Raw genomic sequence first — 21,656 nt, forward strand, 5'->3', positions numbered from 1 at the left:
CTAGCAGGAGACTATTGGACATGGCCGAAGACGAAGACGAAGACGATATCATCCTCTCGGAACTCGACGACGACGAGCTCACCGCGCAGATGATGGATGACCTCTATGACGGTCTCAAGGAAGAGATCGAAGAGGCCACCCGGATCCTGCTCGATCGCGGCTGGACGCCGTATGACATTCTGACCAAGGCCCTCGTCGCGGGCATGACCATCGTGGGCAACGACTTCCGCGACGGTATCCTGTTCGTGCCGGAAGTGCTGCTGGCGGCGAATGCGATGAAGGGCGGCATGGCCATCCTCAAGCCGCTGCTGGTCGAGACCGGCGCCCCGCGCATGGGCAAGATGGTCATCGGGACGGTGAAGGGCGATATCCACGATATCGGCAAGAACCTCGTTGCGATGATGATGGAAGGCGCAGGTTTCGAGATCGTCGATCTGGGAATCAACAACCCGGTCGAGAACTACCTCGAAGCGATCGCGCGCGAAGAGGCCGACATCCTCGGCATGTCCGCGCTGCTGACCACCACGATGCCCTACATGAAGGTCGTGATCGACACGATGAAGGAACAGGGCATCCGCGACGACTACATCGTTCTGGTGGGCGGTGCGCCCTTGAACGAGGAATTTGGCAAGGCGATCGGCGCCGATGCCTATTGCCGCGATGCCGCCGTGGCGGTGGAAACGGCGAAGGATTTCATCGCCCGCAAGCACAACCAGATGAGCGCCTGATCGCCGATCGCGCGCGCATCTAGGCTGATATGCATGGAGAAGGCCCCGATTTTTTCATCGGGGCCTTTTCATGTGCGCTTCCCCGCCCCATACTTGAAGAGAAGGGGGAAACGAGAAATGCCGCTGCCACATTTTCTGCTGCTGATCCTGTTTGTGATCGTTCTGGCGGGCTTGACGATCTGGGCCTTTGCCGCATCGGGCGTGCCGATGGCGATGCTCGGGCTGATGGTTCTCGTCGCAGCAGGCGTTGCCCGGATGATGGCACGGGTGGAATGACTGCCCAGAAGGCTGCCTCGCTTCCCGGCGACATGACCTTATCCGAAAATGGCTTAGCTCCCGAGGGCTCGGGGCGTCTTCTGCTGATCGCCTGCGGGGCGCTCGCGCGGGAGATTCTCGCGCTAAAACGGATCAATGGCTGGGATCATATCGATCTGACCTGCCTGCCCGCCAATCTGCACCTATACCCCGAGAAGATCACCGCCGCCGTCGAAGAGGCGGTGCTGCGCTATCGCGACCAATATGACGATATCTTCGTGGTCTATGCCGATTGCGGTACGGGCGGGCAATTGTTGGAAAAGTGCAAATCCCTTGGGGTCGAGATGGTCGAAGGCCCCCATTGTTATTCGTTTTTTGAAGGCAACGAGGCCTTTGCCGAAACCGCCGAGGACGAAATCACGGCCTTCTATCTCACCGATTTCCTGACCCGTCAGTTCGATGCTTTCGTCTGGAAGCCGATGGGCTTCGACCGCCACCCGGAACTGATCCCGATGATGTTCGGCAATTACGACCGGCTGATATATCAGGCCCAGACCGACGATCCCGCGCTCGACGCGAAGGCGCGTGAGGCCGCGGAGCGGCTCGGCCTGCGCTATGAGCGGCGTTTTACGGGCTATGGCGATCTGGCCACCAGTCTCGCCAAATTTGCCACGAAATCGGGCAATCCGGCTTAATCCTCTTTGAATTTTTCTTAAAACCCGACCCGCGGGGCTTGGCATCGCTACGTCACCCGGGTATTGGCTTCGCCAAATCTCACACCCCTCCGGCCCGCCCCTCCCCGGTCGCGGGCCTTTCTAATTGCAGGACAACCGTATGACCTTGTCGCAATGGCGCAGCCAGTGGACTGGCAACTACCGCGCTGACATTCTTTCCGGTCTCGTGGTGGCGCTCGCGCTGATCCCCGAGGCCATCGCTTTCTCCATCATCGCAGGCGTGGACCCGAAAGTGGGCCTCTACGCCTCCTTCATGATCGCCACGATCACAGCTTTCTTCGGTGGCCGCCCGGGTATGATCTCGGCCGCGACCGCCGCAACCGCGGTGCTGATGGGCACCTTGGTGCGCAGCTACGGGCTCGACTACCTGCTGGCCGCGACGGTGCTGGCGGGCGTGCTGCAGGTGATTGCCGGGGCGCTGAACCTCGGGACCGTGATGCGCTTCGTGTCGAAATCGGTGATGACGGGCTTCGTGAACGCGCTCGCCATCCTGATCTTCATGGCGCAATGGCCCGAGCTGAACCCGGCCAACGTGCCGGTGGTGGCGACCTATGCGCTGGTGGCACTTGGCCTTGCGATCATCTACCTGCTGCCGCGCTTCTTCCGCGCCATCCCCTCGCCGCTGATCGCGATCCTCGTTCTCAGCGCGGTCTCGATGGGGCTGGGGCTCAACGACGTGCACACGGTGTCCGACATGGGCGCCCTGCCCGATCAGCTGCCCTCGCTCCTGATCCCGAACGTGCCGTTCACCTTCGAGACGCTGCAGATCATCCTGCCCTATTCGGTGGGCGTGGCGGTCGTCGGCCTGCTGGAGAGCCTGATGACGCAGAACATCGTCGACGAGATGACTGACACGCGTTCGGATCGTCGTCAGGAATGCTTCGGTCAGGGCATCGCCAACTTCTGCACCGGCTTCATCGGCGGCATGGCGGGCTGCGCGATGATCGGCCAGTCGGTGATCAACGTCACCTCGGGCGGGCGCACGCGCCTGTCGACCCTGACCGCGGGGATCGCGCTCCTGATCTTCTGCGTGGTGCTGGGCGAATGGGTGGGCCGCATTCCGATGCCCGCGCTGGTGGCGATCATGATCATGGTGTCGATCGGCACGTTCAGCTGGGCCTCGCTGGGTCAGCTGCGCACGATGCCGATGTCGTCCAACGTGGTGATGCTGGCCACCGTCGCCTTCGTCGTCGCCACCCATAACCTCGCCATCGGGGTGCTGGTGGGCGTGCTGCTGTCGGGTATCTTCTTCGCGGGCAAGATCGCGCGGATGACCGAGATCTCCTCGCGCTACAACGAGGCGCATCACCTGCGGACCTATTACATCAAGGGCCAGATCTTCTTCGCGACCGTGGAAGAGTTCAACCGCGCCTTCGACTTCCAGGAGAAGCTCGACCGCGTGGTGATCGACCTGACCCACGCCCATATCTGGGACATCTCCTCGGTCTCGGCGCTCGACCGGGCGGTGGGCAAGTTCCGGATGTCCGGCACGGATGTGAAGGTCGTGGGCATGAACCACGCGACCGAGACGATCATCGACAAGCTGTCGAATGGCGGTCAGGTCGCGGCGGGGCACTGAGGGGGCTCTGCCCCCGCTTGCTGCGCAAGCCCCCCGGGATATTTTCACCAATACGAAAAAGGGCGAGCCGGAGACGGCGCGCCCTTTTCTTTAAGCTTCCTCAGGCTTCCAGCTCGGTGTCCCAGTAGAGGAAGTCCATCCAGCTTTCGTGCAGATAGCCCGGCGGGAAGCGACGCCCGATGCGCAGCATATCCTCGGGCTGAGGCTGGCGCGCGGGCTTGAGAAGATGCATCCCGGAGCGCTCCAGCGGCTTGTTGGCCTTGCGCAGATTGCACGGCGCGCAGGCGGCCACGACATTCTCCCAGCTGGTGATTCCACCGCGCGAGCGCGGGATCACATGGTCGAAGGTCAGATCGCCCCGCTTGCCGCAATACTGGCACTTGAATTCGTCCCTCAGAAAAAGATTGAAGCGCGTGAAAGCCACGCGCTTCTGGGGTCGGACATATTCTTTGAGGACGACGACGGAGGGGATTTTGAAGGCCTGCCTCTGGCTGCGCACCACCTCTTCGTATTCGGCGAGGATCGTCACCCTGTCGAGGAAGACCGCCTTTATCGCCTCCTGCCAAGGCCATAGCGACAGCGGGTAATAGGAGAGCGGCCGAAAATCGGCGTTGAGCACCAGTGCCGGGTGCTGTCTCAGCGCCGCCGGTTCGCGGGTGAATTGCGTTCTAAAATCGGTCCTGTCGCACTCGTCCAGCATGGGTGACTCCGTCCTCGCCCTGTCGCCTGCCTCGGCTCAGGGGCGGGGTCCGCCCCTGCCTTATCCATGACTATATATGGCGTTCACAATCTGGCAAGCCTCTTGATGTCGCGATTGCTGCCATGCGGCATAGCTAGCAAACCGCCATGACAGAGAAATGACGGCTTGGGACGGAGACTGGAGCGAAGCGGCGCGGCAGTGCGGCATGACTGCCGCGCGGAGCCGATCAGCCCGGCAGTTTGTCTTGCAGGAAGGACAGCGCCACCGACAGCCCGTCGGGCGCGATCCCGTGGCCAGTGCCCTTCATCACATGGGCATAGGTATCGAACCCCGCCGAGACCAGCGCATCGCCCGCCTTGCCCATATCGGCGAAGGGCACGACCGGATCCTGATCGCCATGGATCAGGAGAACCGGCGGCTTCGAGATCGCCTCGTTGCCCAGGGCTTCCGGGCGCAGAAGACGGCCCGAGAAAGCCACCAGCCCCGCGACAGGCTCGGCCCGGCGCGGCAGCACTTCGAGCGCGGTCATCGTGCCTTGCGAGAAGCCGATCACGGCGAGCTGCGCGGGCGTCAGCCCCTGCTCTTGCAGCACGGAATCGAGGAAAGCATCCACGTCGGCTGCCGCGTCCTTCAGACCTTGGGCGGATTCCGCTTCGCTGGAATTGTCGATCCAGGGGATCGGGAACCATTGCCGCCCGTATGGCGCCGCGCGGCAGGGTTCGGGCGCGTCGGGCGCGAGGAATAGCGTGTCGGGCATGTGCTGGCCCAGCGGATCGGCGAGGCCCAGCAGGTCCGCCCCATCCGCGCCGTAGCCATGTAGAAACACCACGGCGGATTTCACCACCCCCGATTGCGGCTCTTTGCGTCCGGCTTCCAGCTTGCGGGTCATGGGGCAACTCCTTCACGATCTTTACAGGCCGCGTAATAGGCCCAGAGGCCGCGCGCCGCAACCGCGCGCCACGGCGACCAGGCTGCCGATAGCTCATTGAATTGTTTGCGCTTGGGACGTTCGGGCAAATCGAACAGCAGCCGCGCCCCCTCGGCCAGCGCGAGATCGTCCACCGCGAAGACATCGGCGCGGCCCAGAGCGAAGATGAGATACATCTCCACCGTCCAGCGCCCGATGCCGGGGATCGGCAGAAGCTGCGCGACCACCTCTTCGTCGGGCATCGCGCGCAGCCCCTCGAAATCGACGCCGGAATTGGAGAGCGCCTGCAGATAGCGCACCTTCTGGCGCGAGAGGCCACAGGCGCGCAGATCCTCTTCCGAGGCGCCCGCGATGGAGACCGGATCGCCATAGCCCGCGCCGATCACCTTGTTGCGGATCGAGTTGGCGGCGGCGACGGAGACCTGCTGGCCGATGATCGCGTCGCGCAGCGCCTCGAACCCGTCCTCGCGGCGGCGCAGAGGCCACGGCCCCGTCAGCGCGCAAACCTCGGCAAAACGCGGCTCTGTGCGGCAGAGAAATTCGGTGCCTTCGGCAATATCGTCTTCGCAGGTAATGATACGTCCAACCATGCGCGACACCCTGCCTCATGCCGCGCCCGCTTGCCAGCCCCCAATCGCCACGCTAGCAAGCTGTCATGAGTGACATGACCGCCCCTCCCGCCTCTCGCGAAAAGCGCAATACGATCGTGCTGGTTCTGGCCCAGGCGCTTCTGGGCGCGCAGATGCCGATGATCTTCACGGTGGGCGGTCTTGCGGGCCAGATGCTCTCGCCCAATCCCTGCCTCGCGACCCTGCCCTTGTCGCTGATCATTCTGGGCTCGGTCCTCTCGGCGCAGCCGATGTCGGAATTCATGGCCGCGAAAGGCCGCCGCGCGGGCTTCATCCTCGCCAATGCGATGGGCGCGCTGGGGGCGGCGACCGCGGCCTATGCGCTCTATCACGGGTCGTTTGCGCTGTTCATGCTGGGGTCGTTCTTCACCGGCACCTATATGTCCGCGCAGGGGTTCTACCGGTTCGCGGCGACCGATACCGCCAGCGCGGAGTTCCAGCCCAAGGCGATCTCATATGTGATGGCCGGCGGGCTTGTGGCCGCGATCATCGGCCCGCAACTCGTGAAGGTCACGAGCGAGGCGATGGTCGTGCCCTTCATGGCGACGTACCTCGCGATCATCGGGATCAATGCGCTCGGGCCGATCCTGTTCTCCTTCCTCGACATCCCGGCTCCGGGGCGGCGCAAGAAGCACGAACATCACGAGGGCCGCACCCGGCGCGAGCTGCTGAAAGACCCGGTGATCCTCGTCGCGATGATCTGCGCCATGGTCTCTTATGCGCTGATGAACCTCGTGATGACTTCGACACCGCTGGCCGTGGTCGGCTGCGGGTTCGAGCAAGGCGACGCGGCCAATATCGTCTCGGCCCACGTGCTGGCGATGTATCTGCCGAGCTTCTTCACCGGCCACCTGATCGCGCGCTTCGGCAAAGAGGTGATCGTGGGCACCGGCCTCGTGATTCTCGCGGCCTCCGGCGCGGTGGCGCTGACCGGGGTCGATCTGGACCAGTTCTACATCGCCCTGATGCTGCTGGGGCTTGGTTGGAACTTCGGCTTCATCGGCGCGACGGCGATGCTCGCCTCGGCCCATAGCCCTGAAGAGCGCGGCCATGTGCAGGGGATGAACGATTTCGTCGTCTTCGGTGGCGTCTTCCTCGCCTCGCTCGCCTCGGGCGGGCTGATGAACTGCACCCAGAGCGGTAATGCCCAAGCGGGCTGGCAGGCGGTCAATCTTGCGATGATCCCCTTCCTGACGCTCGCCGGGGCGGCGCTGATCTGGCTGGTGCTGCGCCCGAAAGAGACGCGCTGAGGGGGCGCCGCCGCCCCTTCGGCTTGGCGAAAATATCCCGGGGTGGGAATTCGCGACGGCGAAGGGAGGGGCAGCGCCCCTCCGACAACGTCTCAATTCAGGGTAAGGCTCAGGCCAGCTTGGCGATGCGCTCTTCGAGCACGTCGAAGGGCACGCCCGGCTCGTCCTTGGCACAGCGGATCACCAGCGAGGTCTTCACGCTAGCCACGTTCTCGGCGGCGGTCAGTTGGCCGGTCAGGAAGCTCTGGAAGCTCGAGAGGTCCGGCGCCACGCATTTCAGCACGAAATCGATCTCGCCATTGAGCATGTGGCACTCGCGCACGAGCGGCCATTCGCGACAGCGCGACTCGAAGTTCGACAGATCCGCTTCGGCCTGGCTGTGCAGGCGCACCATCGCGAAGACCTGCACTTCGAATCCCAGCTCGCGCGGGTTCACGTCCGCATGGTAGCCACGGATGTAGCCCGCCTCTTCGAGCGTGCGCACGCGGCGCAGGCAGGGCGGGGCCGAAATGCCCACACGCTTGGCCAGTTCGACATTCGTCATCCGCCCGTCCGCCTGCAGTTCAGCGAGGATTTTGCGGTCGATGTCGTCGAGCCGGGAGGTGGGCATGTTGAAACAATCCTTCGTGCGTTGCGGCAGAACTTACCGCTGGAAGAGAGGATGCGCAATAATATTTCGCGGACTGCTCCGCAAGTGCTATTTGTCGCGGCAAGCAGGGGCTTTTCGGCGCGCCTCGCTCCGACTATATCCGTCGGGCAGAATTCCAAGGAGGCAGGCATGTCCGAGACGAAGAAAACCAAGGTTCTGATCATCGGCTCCGGCCCCGCGGGCTACACGGCGGCGGTCTACGCGTCGCGTGCGATGCTCGAGCCGGTTCTGGTGCAAGGCATGCAGCCGGGCGGCCAGCTGACCATCACCACCGAGGTCGAGAACTGGCCCGGCGAGAGCGAGATTCAGGGCCCCGACCTGATGGTGAAGATGGAAGAGCATGCGCGCGCGATGGGCACCGAGATCATCATGGACATGATCACCGAGCTCGACACCTCGAAGCGCCCCTTCGTCGCGAAAGGCGATTCGGGCACGACCTACGAGGCAGCAGCAGTGATCCTTGCCACTGGGGCGCAGGCGAAATGGCTGGGGCTTCCCTCGGAAGAGAAGTTCAAGGGCTTCGGCGTCTCGGCCTGCGCGACATGCGACGGGTTCTTCTATCGCGGCAAGGAAGTCGTGGTGATCGGCGGCGGCAACACCGCCGTGGAAGAGGCGCTGTTCCTGACCAACTTCGCCTCCAAGGTGACGCTGATCCACCGCCGCGACACACTGCGCTCGGAGAAGATCCTGCAGGATCGCCTGTTCAAGAACCCCAAGATCGAAGTGGAGTGGAATCACACGGTCGAGGAAATCCTCGGCGACGAAAATCCGCTCGGCGTGACCGGTGTGCGGGTGAAATCCACCGCCGACGGGTCCGAGAAAGTCATCCCCTGCGACGGGTTCTTCGTGGCGATCGGGCACGCGCCGTCGTCCGAGCTGGTAAAGGACAGCCTGAAGATGCAATCGGGCGGCTATGTCTGGGTGGAGCCGGGCTCGACCCGCACCTCGCAGCCCGGCATCTTCGCGGCGGGCGACCTGACCGATCACACCTATCGTCAGGCCGTCACCTCGGCGGGGATGGGCTGCATGGCCGCGCTCGACGCCGAGAAATTCCTCGCCGAGCAGGGCGAAGCCGAGTGATCCCTTTCCACGGCACGGTCTGGCGGATCCTCTCCGCCGACCGTGCTGATGATGCTTGCAAACCGGCCCGCCATCCGGAGGGCCGGTTTCATTATTCCGGACAGGTGGCGCTCTATGCCTCGCTGAGTGCCGAGGGGGCTGCCGTCGCGCTCCGGCGCTATGTGCGGGCCGCTGACCCGCCGCGGGTGATCGTGCCGCTGGAGATCATGACAGAGGCGATGGACGACCTGCGCGGCACGCCCGATCAGGCGGCGGCGTCCGTGGTCTGGCAAGATGGGAGAGCGAGCGGCGCGCCCTCGCCCACTTGGCGCTTCTCGGATCGGGCACGCGAAGGTGGCACACAGGGGCTGCTCTACACCTCGCGCTCACGGCCCGATCTGAGCCATCTGGTGCTCTTCGAGGTCTCGCCGGCAACAGTGCGGCAGGCCGGGCCAGCGCAACCGTGGCACCCGCCCTACCCGATCCCGTCTGCGTGAGACGTCATTGCACCGTCGCGCGCCCCCTCTAGTGTGGAGGCAACCGAAAGGAGGCCGCTCATGCGCTGGCGCGGGGTCAATCACGTCGAATTTTCGGTGCTCGACTATGACAAGTCGATCGCCTTCTACGATGCGATGTTCGGATGGCTTGGATATAAGAGCTTCTGGACGCTCGATATCGGCTATCGCTCGACCTATTACATGGCGCGCTTCCCGATGCCGCATTCCTATATCGGCATCCAGCCTGCGCGCTCGGGCGAGAAGCTGGACCACGCCGCGCGCGCGGTGGGCATCCATCACATCGCGCTCTGGGCGAAATCGCGGGCCGAGGTGGATGCGTTTCACCGCGACTTCCTGATCCCGCGCGGGCTGTCGGTGACGGAAGCGCCGCAGGAATATCCCGTCTATGCCCCGGGCTATTACGCGGTGTTCTTCGACGATCCGATCAACGGCATTCACTGGGAACTGGCGCATATCCCGCGCATTCCGGGCCTTGGGGCGATCGCTAGGTTCCGCGCGGCCTTGAGAGCCGCGCAGGCGGAGCATCCGGAATGGGACGGCCCACCCGAGAAGATCGCATTCCGCGACCTGCCCGGACGGCGCTGATCCTCGGCGCTGATTACGCCAGATGGCCGAGGAAGGCGTCGATTTCCTCGGGCGTCGTGGCCCAGGAGCAGACCAGACGCGCGGCCAGAAGCTCGTCCTCGGGGCCTTCGAGCGACTGATCGAACGGCCAGAGGTAGTAATAGGCCCCCGCCGCATTCGCGCGCTTATGCGCCCCGCGCGGCAGGGCGGCGAAGACCGCGTTGGCCTGCGTCGGGTGGATCAGCTTCGCGCCCTCGATCTGGCCGATGCCTTCCGAGAGTTTGCGTGCCATTTCATTGGCGTGCCGGGCGGTCTTCAACCACAGATCATCGGCCAGATAGGCCTGCATCTGGGCTGCGAGGAAGCGGTGCTTCGAGAAGAGGTGGCCGCCACGCTTGCGGCGCAGCTCGAATTCCCAGGCGCGTTTGGGGTCAAAAATCACCACCGCCTCGACACCCATGCAGCCATTCTTCGTGCCGCCGAAGCTGAGCACGTCGACGCCCGCCTTCCACGTCATCTCCGCGGGGGTGCAGCCCGCGGACACAAGCGCATTGGCGAAGCGTGCGCCGTCCATATGCACGGGCAGATGGAAGCGGCGGGCGACATCGGTCAGGGCTTTCACGTCCTCGGGCGAATAGACCGCCCCGGCCTCGGTCGAGTTGGTGATCGAAACCATGCCGCGCTGCACGTTATGGATGCCGCCGCGCCCGGTATGGGCGATGGTGCGCGCGAGCGCGTCGGGGTCCATCTTGGCATCCGGCCCGTCGACCAAAACCAGCTTCGAGCCGCCGGTGTAGAATTCGGGCGCGCCGCATTCGTCTTCCTCGATATGGGCGTTGCGATGGCAGAAGATAGCGCCCCAGGGCTGGGTCAGCACTGCGCAGGAGAGCGCATTGGCCGCCGTCCCGGTCGCAACCAGATAGACGCGCGCCTCGGGCGCCTCGAAAATCTCGCGGATCTTCGCCTGCACGCCTTCGGTGATCGGGTCGTCGCCATAGGAATGCACATGCCCCTCATTCGCGGCCATCAGGCCCTCGAGAATGGCGGGATGGGCACCGGACGTGTTGTCGGAGGCAAAATTCATGAGAGATCCTCGATCGTGTATTCGTCCCATTCTTCTTCGGGCACTTCGAATTCGGGCACGTTCCAGCCGCGCACGCTTTCCCCGGCCTCGTGGACCGTCTCGCGCGAGCCCGAGATCAGGTAGTGCCAGTCATGCAGCGGCTTGTCTTCGAAGCGCAGCCGATAGGCGCAGGTCGCAGGCATCCAATAGGCGATCTTGTGGATCGTCTTGGGGCTGAGCGTGACGCATTCTGGGACGAACTGGTGGCGAATGTCATATTGCGTGCAGCTGCAGCTCTCGCCATCGAGAAGCCTGCAGGCGACGCGGGTGAAGACGACCTCGCCCGTATCCTCGTATTCGAGCTTGTTCAGGCAGCATTTGCCGCAGCCATCGCACAGCGCCTCCCATTCGGGGGCGGTGAGCGACTTGAGCGGCAGTTTCCAGAACTCGGGGCGCAGTTTGGTCATGGCGCGGAAAATGGGGCAGCGGCGGGGAAATGGAAAGGGCAGATCGGCGGATCGTGAGCGGAACTGCGATTTGGACATGGCGGGACGGGCTGCGCCCGACCTCGGGTGGGCGTTCGCGCGTTCGGTGGTCTGCGGTTTATGGTCTCGTTGCCGAGCGACCTCGATGCGCGCGTGGCGGGCACAAAAGCGCCCTCCCGGGGGGAGGTCGGGCGCTGCCCGGGCTGGTCGCCCGGGCGGGAGCTGAATTCGGCGTTCGGCCCTCAGCGCTCGGCCAGTATCTCCCGCGCGCGGGCGCAATCGGCATCCATCTGCGCGACCAGCGCCTCGACGCCGTCGAACTTCATCTCGGGGCGCAGGAATTCGACCAGCGCGACCGAGACATGCTCGTCGTAGAGATCGCCTTTGAAATCGAAGACGAAGGTTTCGAGATTCGGAGTATTCTCGCCGAACATCGGGCGCACGCCGAGGCTCGCCGCCCCGGTATAGCTGCCCTTATGCGGCCCGGTCAGCACATCGAACTTCACCGCATAGACGCCCAGCTTGGGCAGATGCAGCCCGGCCATCGACATATTCGCAGTCGGATAGCCCAGATCGCGGCCGCGCTTGTCGCCATGCAGCACCGCGCCCTCGATCCGGTGCAGGTGGCCCAGCATCGCGGCGGCATCCTCGGGGCGGCCTTCGGCCAGCGCAGTGCGGATCGCGGTCGAGGACGCCTCGACGCCTTCGACATGCAGAAGCGGCGCGACGGTGACCTCGAAGCCGTATTTCGCGCCCAGCTCCGTCAGCATGGCCGTGTCGCCCTCGCGCCCCTTGCCGAAGCGGAAATCGCCGCCCACGGCGACATGGGTCACGCCCAGACCCTCAGCCAGCACTTCGCGGGCGAAAGCGTCGGCGCTCATATCGGCCAGCTCTTCGTTGAAGGGCAGTTCATAGAGCCGCTCGACCCCAAGCTTGGCGAGCCGGTTGGCGCGCGCCTCGGGGTTCATCAGCCGGAACGGCGGCAGGGTTTTGCCTGCCCGCGCTGCGAAGAATTCGCGGGGATGCGGCTCGAAGGTGATGACGCCCAGCGGCGCATCTTTCCCGCGCGCCTGATCGATCACCGATTGATGGCCGAGATGGATGCCGTCGAAATTGCCCATCGCGACGGAGGCCCCGCGCGCGGATTTCTCCAGCGATTTCCAAGTCGTCAAGCGTTTCATCCACCCCGCCCTCCGGCGAGGTCGCCGGGTCAGTCGAACTTGCGCGAGGGCGCCAGAACCAGCGCCTCGCCTTTCACGACCACCGTATCGCCCACCGCGCAGTGGGTTTCAAGCGTGACACGGCGACGCGAATGGTCGATCGCCGTCACCTTCACCTCGGCATAGACCACATCGCCGGGGCGCACGGGGGCCATGAATTTGAGCGACTGGCCCAGATAGACGGTGCCATGACCGGGAAGCTGCTCGCCAATGACTGCCGAGATCAGGCCGGCAGTCAGCATGCCATGCGCGATTCGACCCTCGAAAATGGTGTCTTGCGCATAGGCGTCGTCCAGATGGACCGGGTTATGGTCGGTGGAGACCTCCGCGAACATCTCGATGTCGCGGTCGGTGACCTCCTTGCGGAGGTAGCGCACCATGCCGATTTCCAGATCTTCGATGCAGATCGTGCCACGGGGCAGGTTGTCGAGCATATCCATAGGTCCCAGCCGGAAGTTTATGTTGCACTGCGGCATAGCACATGCGGCAGAGCACAGGCAAGACGTCCGCGCAACTTTTTTACCCTACCGCGACAAAAGGCGCAACAAAGTTACCGTCTGAATTTTGCGCTCCACTCAGGTCAGATGACCCATCGTGTAGAGTGGGTCGCGCTGACGCGCCTCCAGCCAGGTGCGCAGCAATTCGGGATCGGGGTTCTGCGGATCGCTGCCGAACTGGTCATGCGCCAGACCGCTGGAGATGAAGAGGCAGTCGATCCCCTCCCCCGCAGCACCGGCCACATCGGTATTGATCCCGTCGCCGATGGCGAGGATGCGTGCATCCTCCGCGCCGCCCAGACGGCTCAGCTTGCGCCGCGCGAGATCGTAGATCGGCGGATGGGGCTTGCCGAAATACATCGCCTCGCCGCCCATTTCCTCGTAGAGCGCAGCCAGCGCGCCAGCGCAGTAGATGCGCTTGTCGCCCAGATCGACGACGATATCGGGGTTCGCGCAGAGCATCGGCAGCTCGCGCATCTTCGCGAGCAGGAACTTCGGGCGGTAATCCTCGGGGACTTCGTTCACCTCGTCGAAGGGACCGGTGCAGACGATGCCCTCGGCCTCGTCGAAATCGACACGGGTGATCTCGGCCTGCCCCTGCCATTCCTCGGGCACCTCGGTGAAGAACCCGTCATCCTTGGACGGGCCCAGATGCCAGACCTTTTTGCCCACCGCGCCCGCGAACATCGCATCCTGCGCGGCATCGCCGGAGGAGACGACGAGGTCATAGGCGTCGCGCGGACAGCCCAGCTTATCGAGCGATTCCATCACGAATTTCGCGGGCCGCGGAGCATTGGTCAGAAGCGCGACCTTGCCGCCCTTCGCACGATAGGCCTGCAGCGCCTCGACTGCCGCGGGAAACGCCTTAACCCCGTTATGAAGGCAGCCCCAGAGGTCGCAGAACAGCGCGTCATAGGGGGCGGAAATCTCGGACAGCGAAGAGATGATGCGGGTCATGGCGGCCTTTCGTCAGCAGGGTTTGGCGCGGTCAGAGCCCCCCTCGGGCGGGGGCCGCGCGCTTACCGAAGCTATATGGCACGGGCGTGACCGAAGGCAAAGCGGCTGGCCGCTCAGTCCTCCTCCGTCGCAGCCCCGTAACCGTAGCCATAGGCGTAGCCGTATTCGGGGGCAGCGAAGCGGAATTTGTTGACCACGACGCCCATCACATTGGTGCGCTCGGCCAGCTCGCGCTCGCAGATATCGATTTCCTGAATCGTGGTCTCTTCGGTCGCGGCGATGATCAGCACGCAATCGACATGGGCGGCGAGCGAGAGCGTATCGTCGCTGACCAGCACCGGCGCGGTGTCGAAGATCATCAGGTCGGGGGCGTAGATCGTCTCGATCCGTTCCAGCGCCTCAGCGGCGCGGCGCGACTGGATCAGTTCGGCCGGGGTCTCCACCGGCTTGCTATTCGCCCCAATCGCGAGGTTGCCGCCCAGCCGCAACGCGTGATCGGCAAACTCGGCCGTCCCGCCCAGTACCTCCGAGATCTGCGGCCCGCGCGGCGCGTCGAGCAGCTTCAACAGCGAGGGCTTGCGGAAATCGGCCTCGATGAGCAGCGTGTGCCGCTCTTCCTGCCGTGCGAGGCTCAGCGCGAGATTGAGCGCGACGGTCGATTTCCCGCAGCCCGCCGAGGGCGAGGTGATCGCCAGCCGCCGCCAGCCATTGGCCCGCATCTGCTGCACGATCTTGGTGCGCATCAGGTCGATCGGGGCGCTCTCGGCGCTGCTATCGGGGCTGACGATGCGCTTGCCGCGCAGCCGCCCCAAATTCGGGGCGATCGGCGTCAGCGCCTGCCACGCGCCCGCCGCGATGCCATCGATGCCGGGAGAGACCTGCGCCCGGACCGAAGGCTCGGAGGCCGCGCGGCCCGAGCGGGCGGCGCGGGCTTTGGCAATCGCGTCTCGCAATCTTTCCGCCATCTCTCGCCTCCTTGCCTCAGAACAGCCGGTCGAGCGGCATGTAGAACGCACCGAACAGCACCACGACCGCAACGAAAGCGGCGCCGACCATGGAGCCGGAGACCAGCACCTTACGGCGACGGCGGCGCGCGTCTTCGGGCGTGCTCAGATAGGGCAGCGTCGCGAAGGCCGAGATCCCCAGATGGCGCTGCAGGTCCTCGGGGCGACGGATGCCGGTGCTGAGCAATTCGCGCAGCGCAATCGCCACGAGACCAAGCAACAGCCCCACCCCGACGCCTGCCAGCGCGAGCGTCTTGCGATTGGGCTTTACCGGCTCTCCCGGCGCGACCGCCTGATCGATCACGGTCAGCTTCTCGCCCTTGGCCAGCGACTCGATCGTATCGCCCGTCTCGGCCACGGCGCGCGCTTTCACGGCGCTGTCGTATTGATCGGCGAGATTGTCGTGATCGCGGCGCAGCGCCTCGAGCGCCGATGCGTTGGCGGGCACTTTCGCAATCGCCTCGCGGAGTTGCGCGATTTTCAGATCGGCGGCATCCCCGGCGGCTTGCGCCACGAAAAGCGTATCGATCAATTCGCGCAGACGGCTCTCGAAGGCGGAGTTGGCTTTCGGCAGCGGCAGTTCCACCTGCTGCGACAATTCCTGAATCTGCGCGCCCAGCGCCGCGAGGCGTGCGTCATCGGCGGGCAGCAGCGGTTTGAGCGCGTCTCGCTGCGCCTCGAGCCGGGACAGTTCGCGCGCGGAGGGCGGATAGATCGCGTCGCGGTCCACCACACGCCCCGCCGCTTCGCGCAGCCGCACCAGCCGGTCGATCTCCGTCTCGGTCTCGTTCACATGCACGAGCCGGCTCTCCGCACCCGCCTGGACAGCGGCGAGACGGTCGCGCAGCAGCGGAAGTTCTTCGGGCAGCGCGTCGCCGTTCTCCTGCTTGAACTGCAACATCGCGCTGGAGGATTTCGCCAGTTCGCCTTCCAGCCGATCCACCTCGCGCGAGAAGAAATCGAGCGTGTCGCGCGCGGCCTTGGTGCGGATGTCGCTGTCTTCCTTGAGGATGCGCGTCACCAGTTCGTTCGCGACCCGCGCGGCGCGAGCGGGGGCGCCAGCGCGGAAGGACACCGTCATGAAGGTCGCGTCTTTCGGGGCGGAGCGCGACTTGCTCTGCTCGGAGATCTCGATTTCGACCGAGTTCTGAAGCGCCTCGAAGACCGCATCGGCATTGCGCGCGCCGGACTCGGTGCGCAGATCGGGGAACAGTGCCATCCGCCGCGCCATGTCGAGCAGGCTTTCGCGCGAGAGCACCCGCTTGCGGATCACCTGCAGCTTGGCATTGGTGTCGGTGCGCACGGTCGAGGCCGCCAGGCCGTCCGGGATGCGGTCCCCTTCGACGACGAGAAGCGCCTTGGCCTCGTAGATCGGCGTGATCATCCGCCCCGCCGCCAGACCGACAAGCGCGCCCAGCAACACCGCCAGCAAAAGCCAGTGGATCCGCCGGGCGAACAAGGCTGCGTAGAAGCGGAGCTCCCGCATCAGCGCCCTCCCCTGTGGAGGAAGGCGGGCGCGGCCTCAGCGGATGCTGCAGCGGTTGGCGCGGGGGCGATCACGCGCGGCTTGGCGCGCTGGGTCTCGACCGGCAGATAGAAGACGTTGTCCTCGATCACCCTGTCGATGATCTCGCCGGTGACGATCTCCGAACGCGCCGAATAGGCATAGACCATACCCAGATCGGCCAGCTGGTTCATCAGCCGCGGAAGGCCACCGCAATGGGCGTGCAGTTTCTGCGCGGCTTCGGGGGTGAAGATCTCGCGCGTCGCCCCCGCGACCTGCAGGCGATGGGCGATATAGGCCTGCGCGCAATCGGCGGGCATCGGCCCGAGATGGAAGCCGGAAGACACACGCTGCGCGAACTGGCGCAACTCGGGCCGTGCGATCAGGTCGCGCAGTTCCGGCTGCCCCATCAGGATCAGCTGCACCAGCTCGTCCTTGTCGGCGTTGATATTGGTGATCATGCGCAGCTCTTCGAGCACGCCCGCATCGAGGTTCTGCGCCTCGTCGATCACCACCACCACGCGTCGCCCGGCGGCATATTCCTGGATCAGAAGCTGCTGGAACCGGTCGTAGATCAGGACGTAATCCTCGCCCGCCTCCACCCGCTGGCCGAGCGACAGCATGATCCAGCGGATCACGTCATCGCGCGAACCCCGCGCGTTCGACACGAGCGCGATTGTCACATCCTCGGAAATCGTCGCCATCAGGTGACGCAGCAGCGTTGTCTTGCCCGCCCCGACCTCGCCAGTGATCAGCGTGATCGGTGCGCGTGAGAACAGCCCATATTCGAGCATAGTCGCCGCGTGCTTGTGCTCTGGAGACCAGAACAGGAAATCGGGATCGGGCAGCAACGAAAAAGGACGCTCTGCCAACCCGAAGAATTCGGTGTAGATTTCGTTCATGCCTGTACCGGGCCTTTGGCCTCTGGGATTTGTTTGCGCCAGTAAGCTGCATCTCCCCACCTTACGCAAGAATTCGTGAGCAATTCGCGAGCGGCTGAGGCGAAACTGTCGCAAAAACGCGTCTATTCCTAGGAAAACTGGCTATTTAGACAGGGGGGCGCTGTTCAAATCTCTTTATAGATGACGTCGGAGCAGCTAGCCTTTCTGCCAAGCGCCAGTCAGAGCGCAGTAGCAGAGCAGGCAAGACAGATGCCCCGATACCAGTATGCGCGCGCGAGCTTTTTCGCGCTTTGCGCGGCGCTCGCATTGAGCGGCTGCAAGAGTGACGCAGACAAGGCCGAAGCCCATTACCAATCGGCCGAGACCCTTCTGGCCGAGGGCGATCCCGTCCGCGCGATGGTCGAGCTGCGCAACGTCTTCGAATATGACGGCACCCATAAGGCCGCGCGGCGCGCCTATGCCGATCTGCTGCTGGCGCAGGGACGCCTGCAGGAAGCTTTCAGCCAATATCTGCGCCTGCTCGAACAATATCCCGAGACGGTCGAGGTGCATCGCATCCTTGCGGAGCTGTCGCTGCGTACGGGCAACCTGCCGCGCGCGCAAAAGCAGGTCGACGCGGTGCAGGAACTCGCGCCCGACGATCCCGGCGCGCAGGCGGTGCAGCTTGCGCTCGACCTGCGAGAGGCCAGCCTGTCGCGCGACACGGGCCGCCAGTCCGAAATCGCGGCGCAGGCCAAGGCTCTGACCGTGGCACATCCCGAGGTCCTGACCGGCTGGCATGTGCTGATCGACGCGCGCAACGCCCAAGGCGACGACGCCGCGACGCTGGCCGCGCTCGATGCGGCGCTGGCCCGCGATCCGGCGCAATACCGACTGCAGGTTCTCAAGCTGGAACTGATCTCGAAGCGCGGCGCGAACGCGGAGATCGGCGCGCAGCTCGAAGTGATGCAGGGGCTATTCCCGGAAGACCCGAAAACCCGCACGGCCCTCATCGCATGGTATGTGCTGCGCGATGATCCGGCGGGGGCGGCGCGTTTCCTGCGCAAGCTCGCGACAGATCGAGACCAGCAGACGGGCGGCTATCTGGAACTCGTGCGCTTTCTGGCCCGCGCGAAAGGCGCCGAGGCCGCGCGGGCGGAACTCGACTCGCTGATCGCGCAATCGAAGGGCGCGGCGAATGAGGCGATCTTCACCGCGATGCGCGCCGATCTGGATTTTCAGGCCGGAGACCGGGTGGCGGCTTTAGCGCGGATGCAGGCGCTGATCGAAAGCCATCCCGACAGCGAGGAGATGCGGCAGCTGCGCTCTGCTTACGCCCGGATGCTCGACCATGACGGGCAGCGCGATAAGGCGAAAACCGAGATCGCGGCCATCCTGAAGACCGATCCGACCAACGTCCCTGCCCTGCAGCAGCGCGCGGCGTGGCGGATCGAGGAGGATCGCCTCGATCTGGCGATCACGGATCTGCGCAGCGCGCTGCAGCAGGCCCCCGACAATCCGCAGACCCTGACCCTGCTGGGCGAGGCCGATCTGCGCGAGGGCGCGCCCGATCTAGCGATGGGCCGCTTCAGCCAGGCCTATGATGCGGCGGGGCGCACCGCGCCCGAGGCGATCCGCTATGTCGATTTCCTCTTCGCGCATGACCGCGCCAGCGCCGCGCGGACGGTTCTGGCCGAGGCCGTGGCGGTTACCCCCAACAGCCCCGGGCTGCTCAAGCGGCAGGCCGATCTGGCGCTGGCCGATCGCGACTGGATGCTTGCCCATCGCATCGCGGACCGGCTTGCCGCATCGTCGGCCCCGGGCACGGAGGCGCTGGCGCAGTCGATCCGCGCCGCGATCCTGATGGGGCGCGGCCGCAGCGAGAGCGCGATCGAGACCCTGAAGACCTTGGTGCAGATGCCCGCGACCGGCGAAGACGGCGTCACCACGGCCCCTGCGGTCTCGGCGGCGGCGGTCTCGGCGGTGGTGCAGGCGCAACTGGCCTCCGGGCGGGGCGGCGAGGCGCGCGCCTATCTTGAGGCGCAACTGGACGAGCAACCCGGCAATCGCGGCCTGCGGCTGCTGGAGGCCAACCTCTGTGCAATTCAGGGCGACACCGACCGGGCCGAAACCGGGCTGCGCACGCTGATGTATGAAGCCCCGGCCGATCCGCGCCCGGCCCGCCAGCTCTATCGCCTGCTTGCGGCCCAAGGGCGCGAAGGCGACGCGCTTGCGGTGATCGAAACCGCGCTCGAAAAGGCCCCGCAGGCCGATCCGCTGCTGCTGCTCTACCGGGCACGCTCGGAGGAGAAATCGGGCCGGTTCGATGCGGCGATCGCGACCTATGACGATCTCTACACGCGCGACAGTGGCGATCTGATCGTCGCCAATAATCTCGCAAGCCTACTAAGCACCCATCGCGACGATCGCCCCAGCCTCGAGCGTGCGGCGCAGATCGCGAAACGCTTCCGCGAGCGGCCCGAACCCGCCTTCAAGGACACCTATGGCTGGGCGGAATACCGGCTGGGCAATTACGGGGCCGCGCGCCCCCTTCTCGCCGCTGCCGCCGCCGGATTGCCGGAGAACGCGCTCGCGCAATATCACTACGCCGCCGTGCTGATCGCGCTGGAAGAAAGCGATCTGGCCGAAGCCGCCCTGCGCGATGCGCTGCGTCTGGCCGGTGAGCCGCTCCCGCCCGCAATGCAGGGCGCGAAGGCGCAGCTCGCCGCCCTGACCGGAGAGGGCTCGTCGGGCAACACCCCGCGCCCGGCCCCGGCCCAGCGCTGATTTTGTCTTTGGATCAAAGCTCTCGCAGGGTAAGCTCATGTTAAGCGCCGCGTCAGACGGCCTGTGAGCGAGCAGTCGAGATGATCACCACGAGCCCCCCTCTGCGCGAGGTGCGTGCCCTGCCATGGGGGACGCTCGGCCTGCTGACGCTGGCCGTCCTCTCCTATCCGTTCTTCGCATTGGGGCTCGCGAGCCTCGGGGCCGCATGGTCCACGCCGGAATACAGCCACGGGCCGTTGATCCCGCTGATTTCGCTCTATCTTTTCGCGCGCGAATTGCATCACGCACCGCTCACGCTGGAGGCCCGCCCGCAGCGCTGGCAAGGCGTCACGGTGATCGCAGTGGCGCTCGCCCTCGCCGTTTTCGGCACCCGCGCGCAAATCGCCGATCTCGTGACCTATGCACTGATTATCTGGATAATGGGCGCGGTACTATTGAGCATGGGTTGGCAGGCGGGCAAACGCCATTGGAAGCCAGTGCTGCACCTGATCTTCATGCTGCCGCTGCCGCAGATCCTCTACTGGAAACTCACCATCGCCCTGCAGCTCGTCTCGTCGGAGCTGGGCGTGATACTGGTGCGCGCCGCCGACATCCCAGTGCATCTGAGCGGCAATGTGATCGATCTGGGCGTCTACAAGCTGCAGGTGGCCGATGCCTGTTCGGGGCTGCGTTATCTCTTCCCGATCCTTAGCTTTTCATACCTGTTCGGCATCCTGTATCGCGGTCCGTTCTGGCATAAGGCCGTGCTCTTCGCGATGGCCGCGCCGCTGACGGTGCTTCTGAATTCGCTGCGCATCGGTATGGTCGCGATCCTCGTCGATGCTTACGGCATCGAGCAGGCCGAGGGCTTCCTGCATGTCTTCGAGGGCTGGGTGATCTTCGGCGCGGCGATTGCCATCCTCAGCCTCACCGCAATCGGGCTGCAGCGGCTGGTGGCGGAACCGAAACCGCTCTCGGAGGCGCTCGATCTGGACTATCGCCGTTTCGCGCCGGAAGCGCGCCGCTTGCGCAACCTCGCGCCGTCGCGCGCTCTGGGGCTGGCGGTCATCCTGACGGGGGTCGCGCTGGCGCTCTGGTCGGGCTTGCCGCAGATGACGACGCTCCCGCCCGAGCGCGCGCCCCTGTCGTCCTTCCCGACGCGGATCGATGGCTGGCAGGGCACGCGCCGCACGCTGGAGCCTGCGACCGAGCAAGTCCTAGCAGCGAGCGATTATCTCAACGCGGTTTATACCGATCCCGCTCAGGACGCGCCGGTGAACCTGTTCGTCGCGTGGTATGCCGATCAAAGCCAAGGCGACGGCATCCATTCCCCCGAGGTGTGCCTGCCGGTCGGCGGCTGGGAGGTCAGCGCCTTCCGCCCGCATCGCATCGCCCTGCCCCACCGCGCCCCCTTCGAGGTCAACCGCGCGATCATCACCAAGGGGCTCAACCGGCAACTCGTCTATTACTGGTTCGACGGACGCGGCCGCGCGATGACGAGCGACTGGCGCGCGAAGCTGTCGGTGATCGTCGATGGCATCACGCGCGGACGGACCGATGGCGCGCTGGTGCGCTATGTCACGCCGATCCGCCGCGACGAGGATATCCGCGCAGCCGACCGGCGGCTGACGCGCTTCATCGGGCAATCCCTGCCCCGGCTGAGCGCTTCGATTCCGGATTGAGCGG

General features: G+C 65.0%; 22 protein-coding genes. 10 read left to right on the forward strand and 12 right to left on the reverse strand.

Features of this window, described 5'->3' with window-relative positions; translation table 11 throughout:
- The first annotated feature begins 20 nt into the window (after window positions 1-20).
- From BMI86_RS01615 to BMI86_RS01625, 4 genes are all read left to right on the forward strand, one after another.
- Complete coding sequence (locus tag BMI86_RS01615) at window positions 21-728, forward strand: B12-binding domain-containing protein (RefSeq protein ID WP_078539478.1); 708 nt, start codon at window positions 21-23, stop codon at window positions 726-728.
- 117 nt (window positions 729-845) lie between these two features.
- The gene (locus tag BMI86_RS21155; RefSeq protein WP_165756922.1) at window positions 846-1,004 is read left to right on the forward strand and encodes a hypothetical protein; all 159 of its coding nucleotides are present in this window, start codon (window positions 846-848) and stop codon (window positions 1,002-1,004) included.
- Window positions 1,005-1,036: 32 nt separating this feature from the next.
- Window positions 1,037-1,678: a DUF1638 domain-containing protein gene (locus BMI86_RS01620; RefSeq protein ID WP_246831606.1), complete on the forward strand. Its 642-nt coding sequence runs from the start codon at window positions 1,037-1,039 to the stop codon at window positions 1,676-1,678.
- A 139-nt stretch (window positions 1,679-1,817) separates the two neighbouring features.
- The gene (locus BMI86_RS01625; protein WP_078539480.1) at window positions 1,818-3,296 is read left to right on the forward strand and encodes a SulP family inorganic anion transporter; all 1,479 of its coding nucleotides are present in this window, start codon (window positions 1,818-1,820) and stop codon (window positions 3,294-3,296) included.
- Between the two features lie 100 nt (window positions 3,297-3,396).
- Here BMI86_RS01625 and BMI86_RS01630 read toward each other — a convergent pair whose 3' ends face one another.
- The 3 genes from BMI86_RS01630 to BMI86_RS01640 all read right to left on the reverse strand — a co-directional run bounded on the left by BMI86_RS01630 (window position 3,397) and on the right by BMI86_RS01640 (window position 5,514).
- Window positions 3,397-3,996: an HNH endonuclease gene (locus BMI86_RS01630; protein ID WP_078539481.1), complete on the reverse strand. Its 600-nt coding sequence runs from the start codon at window positions 3,994-3,996 to the stop codon at window positions 3,397-3,399.
- A 226-nt stretch (window positions 3,997-4,222) separates the two neighbouring features.
- Window positions 4,223-4,885 (reverse strand): alpha/beta fold hydrolase, encoded by a 663-nt coding sequence (locus BMI86_RS01635; RefSeq protein ID WP_078539482.1) that lies wholly within the window; start codon window positions 4,883-4,885, stop codon window positions 4,223-4,225.
- Window positions 4,882-5,514, reverse strand: coding sequence for a DNA-3-methyladenine glycosylase (locus BMI86_RS01640; RefSeq protein WP_078539483.1), 633 nt, complete (start codon window positions 5,512-5,514; stop codon window positions 4,882-4,884). The genes BMI86_RS01635 and BMI86_RS01640 overlap by 4 nt, the downstream gene beginning before the upstream one ends.
- Window positions 5,515-5,579: 65 nt before the next feature.
- Here BMI86_RS01640 and BMI86_RS01645 point away from each other — a divergent pair, with 65 nt between their 5' ends.
- On the forward strand, window positions 5,580-6,803 hold the full coding sequence (locus BMI86_RS01645; protein WP_246831607.1) for an MFS transporter: 1,224 nt from the start codon (window positions 5,580-5,582) through the stop codon (window positions 6,801-6,803).
- 109 nt (window positions 6,804-6,912) lie between these two features.
- Here BMI86_RS01645 and BMI86_RS01650 read toward each other — a convergent pair whose 3' ends face one another.
- Window positions 6,913-7,413: an Lrp/AsnC family transcriptional regulator gene (locus BMI86_RS01650; protein WP_078519374.1), complete on the reverse strand. Its 501-nt coding sequence runs from the start codon at window positions 7,411-7,413 to the stop codon at window positions 6,913-6,915.
- 168 nt (window positions 7,414-7,581) lie between these two features.
- Here BMI86_RS01650 and trxB point away from each other — a divergent pair, with 168 nt between their 5' ends.
- The 3 genes from trxB to BMI86_RS01665 are packed head-to-tail and all read left to right on the forward strand — an operon-like array spanning window position 7,582 to window position 9,614.
- Window positions 7,582-8,532 carry a thioredoxin-disulfide reductase gene (gene trxB / locus BMI86_RS01655; protein WP_078519375.1) on the forward strand — a complete coding sequence of 317 codons (951 nt, stop codon included), beginning with the start codon at window positions 7,582-7,584 and terminating at the stop codon, window positions 8,530-8,532.
- Entirely contained in the window at window positions 8,529-9,008 is a 480-nt protein-coding gene (locus tag BMI86_RS01660; RefSeq protein WP_078539485.1) for an RES family NAD+ phosphorylase, read from the forward strand. Before trxB ends, BMI86_RS01660 begins: the two co-directional genes overlap by 4 nt.
- A 60-nt stretch (window positions 9,009-9,068) precedes the next feature.
- Window positions 9,069-9,614 (forward strand): VOC family protein, encoded by a 546-nt coding sequence (locus BMI86_RS01665; RefSeq protein ID WP_078539486.1) that lies wholly within the window; start codon window positions 9,069-9,071, stop codon window positions 9,612-9,614.
- A 13-nt stretch (window positions 9,615-9,627) separates the two neighbouring features.
- Here the strand turns inward: BMI86_RS01665 and BMI86_RS01670 are convergent, their stop codons facing one another.
- The 8 genes from BMI86_RS01670 to BMI86_RS01705 form a co-directional block, all read right to left on the reverse strand.
- Window positions 9,628-10,677 carry a low specificity L-threonine aldolase gene (locus tag BMI86_RS01670; protein WP_078539487.1) on the reverse strand — a complete coding sequence of 350 codons (1,050 nt, stop codon included), beginning with the start codon at window positions 10,675-10,677 and terminating at the stop codon, window positions 9,628-9,630.
- Window positions 10,674-11,123 carry a YcgN family cysteine cluster protein gene (locus BMI86_RS01675; RefSeq protein ID WP_078540399.1) on the reverse strand — a complete coding sequence of 150 codons (450 nt, stop codon included), beginning with the start codon at window positions 11,121-11,123 and terminating at the stop codon, window positions 10,674-10,676. The genes BMI86_RS01670 and BMI86_RS01675 overlap by 4 nt, the downstream gene beginning before the upstream one ends.
- A gap of 260 nt (window positions 11,124-11,383) precedes the next feature.
- Window positions 11,384-12,322: a bifunctional riboflavin kinase/FAD synthetase gene (locus tag BMI86_RS01680; protein WP_078539488.1), complete on the reverse strand. Its 939-nt coding sequence runs from the start codon at window positions 12,320-12,322 to the stop codon at window positions 11,384-11,386.
- 29 nt (window positions 12,323-12,351) lie between these two features.
- A complete protein-coding gene (locus BMI86_RS01685; RefSeq protein ID WP_075774735.1) occupies window positions 12,352-12,795 on the reverse strand; it encodes a MaoC family dehydratase in 444 nt (147 codons plus the stop codon).
- Window positions 12,796-12,936: 141 nt separating this feature from the next.
- Window positions 12,937-13,815: a TIGR01459 family HAD-type hydrolase gene (locus BMI86_RS01690; protein ID WP_078539489.1), complete on the reverse strand. Its 879-nt coding sequence runs from the start codon at window positions 13,813-13,815 to the stop codon at window positions 12,937-12,939.
- Between the two features lie 113 nt (window positions 13,816-13,928).
- The gene (locus tag BMI86_RS01695; protein ID WP_078539490.1) at window positions 13,929-14,780 is read right to left on the reverse strand and encodes a CpsD/CapB family tyrosine-protein kinase; all 852 of its coding nucleotides are present in this window, start codon (window positions 14,778-14,780) and stop codon (window positions 13,929-13,931) included.
- A gap of 16 nt (window positions 14,781-14,796) precedes the next feature.
- Window positions 14,797-16,305, reverse strand: coding sequence for a hypothetical protein (locus BMI86_RS01700; protein WP_078539491.1), 1,509 nt, complete (start codon window positions 16,303-16,305; stop codon window positions 14,797-14,799).
- The gene (locus BMI86_RS01705; protein ID WP_078539492.1) at window positions 16,305-17,225 is read right to left on the reverse strand and encodes an AAA family ATPase; all 921 of its coding nucleotides are present in this window, start codon (window positions 17,223-17,225) and stop codon (window positions 16,305-16,307) included. Before BMI86_RS01705 ends, BMI86_RS01700 begins: the two co-directional genes overlap by 1 nt.
- A 249-nt stretch (window positions 17,226-17,474) precedes the next feature.
- On the opposite strand from BMI86_RS01705, the gene BMI86_RS01710 reads away from it, so the two are divergent.
- On the forward strand, window positions 17,475-19,991 hold the full coding sequence (locus BMI86_RS01710; RefSeq protein ID WP_168173763.1) for a tetratricopeptide repeat protein: 2,517 nt from the start codon (window positions 17,475-17,477) through the stop codon (window positions 19,989-19,991).
- An 80-nt stretch (window positions 19,992-20,071) separates the two neighbouring features.
- Entirely contained in the window at window positions 20,072-21,652 is a 1,581-nt protein-coding gene (xrtD, locus tag BMI86_RS01715; RefSeq protein ID WP_078539494.1) for a VPLPA-CTERM-specific exosortase XrtD, read from the forward strand.
- Window positions 21,653-21,656: the final 4 nt, after the last annotated feature.

The sequence above is a fragment of the Thioclava sp. DLFJ5-1 genome (assembly GCF_002020115.1).
Taxonomy (GTDB): Bacteria; Pseudomonadota; Alphaproteobacteria; order Rhodobacterales; family Rhodobacteraceae; genus Thioclava; species Thioclava sediminum.

What these genes read in the sequence shown, in the direction of transcription:
- BMI86_RS01615 (WP_078539478.1), top strand. Translation starts at nt 21, where the DNA reads ATGGCCGAAGACGAAGACGAAGACGATATCATCCTCTCGGAACTCGAC.
- BMI86_RS21155 (WP_165756922.1), top strand. Translation starts at nt 846, where the DNA reads ATGCCGCTGCCACATTTTCTGCTGCTGATCCTGTTTGTGATCGTTCTG.
- BMI86_RS01620 (WP_246831606.1), top strand. Translation starts at nt 1,037, where the DNA reads ATGACCTTATCCGAAAATGGCTTAGCTCCCGAGGGCTCGGGGCGTCTT.
- BMI86_RS01625 (WP_078539480.1), top strand. Translation starts at nt 1,818, where the DNA reads ATGACCTTGTCGCAATGGCGCAGCCAGTGGACTGGCAACTACCGCGCT.
- BMI86_RS01630 (WP_078539481.1), bottom strand. Translation starts at nt 3,996, where the DNA reads ATGCTGGACGAGTGCGACAGGACCGATTTTAGAACGCAATTCACCCGC.
- BMI86_RS01635 (WP_078539482.1), bottom strand. Translation starts at nt 4,885, where the DNA reads ATGACCCGCAAGCTGGAAGCCGGACGCAAAGAGCCGCAATCGGGGGTG.
- BMI86_RS01640 (WP_078539483.1), bottom strand. Translation starts at nt 5,514, where the DNA reads ATGGTTGGACGTATCATTACCTGCGAAGACGATATTGCCGAAGGCACC.
- BMI86_RS01645 (WP_246831607.1), top strand. Translation starts at nt 5,580, where the DNA reads ATGAGTGACATGACCGCCCCTCCCGCCTCTCGCGAAAAGCGCAATACG.
- BMI86_RS01650 (WP_078519374.1), bottom strand. Translation starts at nt 7,413, where the DNA reads ATGCCCACCTCCCGGCTCGACGACATCGACCGCAAAATCCTCGCTGAA.
- trxB (WP_078519375.1), top strand. Translation starts at nt 7,582, where the DNA reads ATGTCCGAGACGAAGAAAACCAAGGTTCTGATCATCGGCTCCGGCCCC.
- BMI86_RS01665 (WP_078539486.1), top strand. Translation starts at nt 9,069, where the DNA reads ATGCGCTGGCGCGGGGTCAATCACGTCGAATTTTCGGTGCTCGACTAT.
- BMI86_RS01670 (WP_078539487.1), bottom strand. Translation starts at nt 10,677, where the DNA reads ATGAATTTTGCCTCCGACAACACGTCCGGTGCCCATCCCGCCATTCTC.
- BMI86_RS01675 (WP_078540399.1), bottom strand. Translation starts at nt 11,123, where the DNA reads ATGACCAAACTGCGCCCCGAGTTCTGGAAACTGCCGCTCAAGTCGCTC.
- BMI86_RS01680 (WP_078539488.1), bottom strand. Translation starts at nt 12,322, where the DNA reads ATGAAACGCTTGACGACTTGGAAATCGCTGGAGAAATCCGCGCGCGGG.
- BMI86_RS01685 (WP_075774735.1), bottom strand. Translation starts at nt 12,795, where the DNA reads ATGCTCGACAACCTGCCCCGTGGCACGATCTGCATCGAAGATCTGGAA.
- BMI86_RS01690 (WP_078539489.1), bottom strand. Translation starts at nt 13,815, where the DNA reads ATGACCCGCATCATCTCTTCGCTGTCCGAGATTTCCGCCCCCTATGAC.
- BMI86_RS01695 (WP_078539490.1), bottom strand. Translation starts at nt 14,780, where the DNA reads ATGGCGGAAAGATTGCGAGACGCGATTGCCAAAGCCCGCGCCGCCCGC.
- BMI86_RS01700 (WP_078539491.1), bottom strand. Translation starts at nt 16,305, where the DNA reads ATGCGGGAGCTCCGCTTCTACGCAGCCTTGTTCGCCCGGCGGATCCAC.
- BMI86_RS01705 (WP_078539492.1), bottom strand. Translation starts at nt 17,225, where the DNA reads ATGAACGAAATCTACACCGAATTCTTCGGGTTGGCAGAGCGTCCTTTT.
- BMI86_RS01710 (WP_168173763.1), top strand. Translation starts at nt 17,475, where the DNA reads ATGCCCCGATACCAGTATGCGCGCGCGAGCTTTTTCGCGCTTTGCGCG.
- xrtD (WP_078539494.1), top strand. Translation starts at nt 20,072, where the DNA reads ATGATCACCACGAGCCCCCCTCTGCGCGAGGTGCGTGCCCTGCCATGG.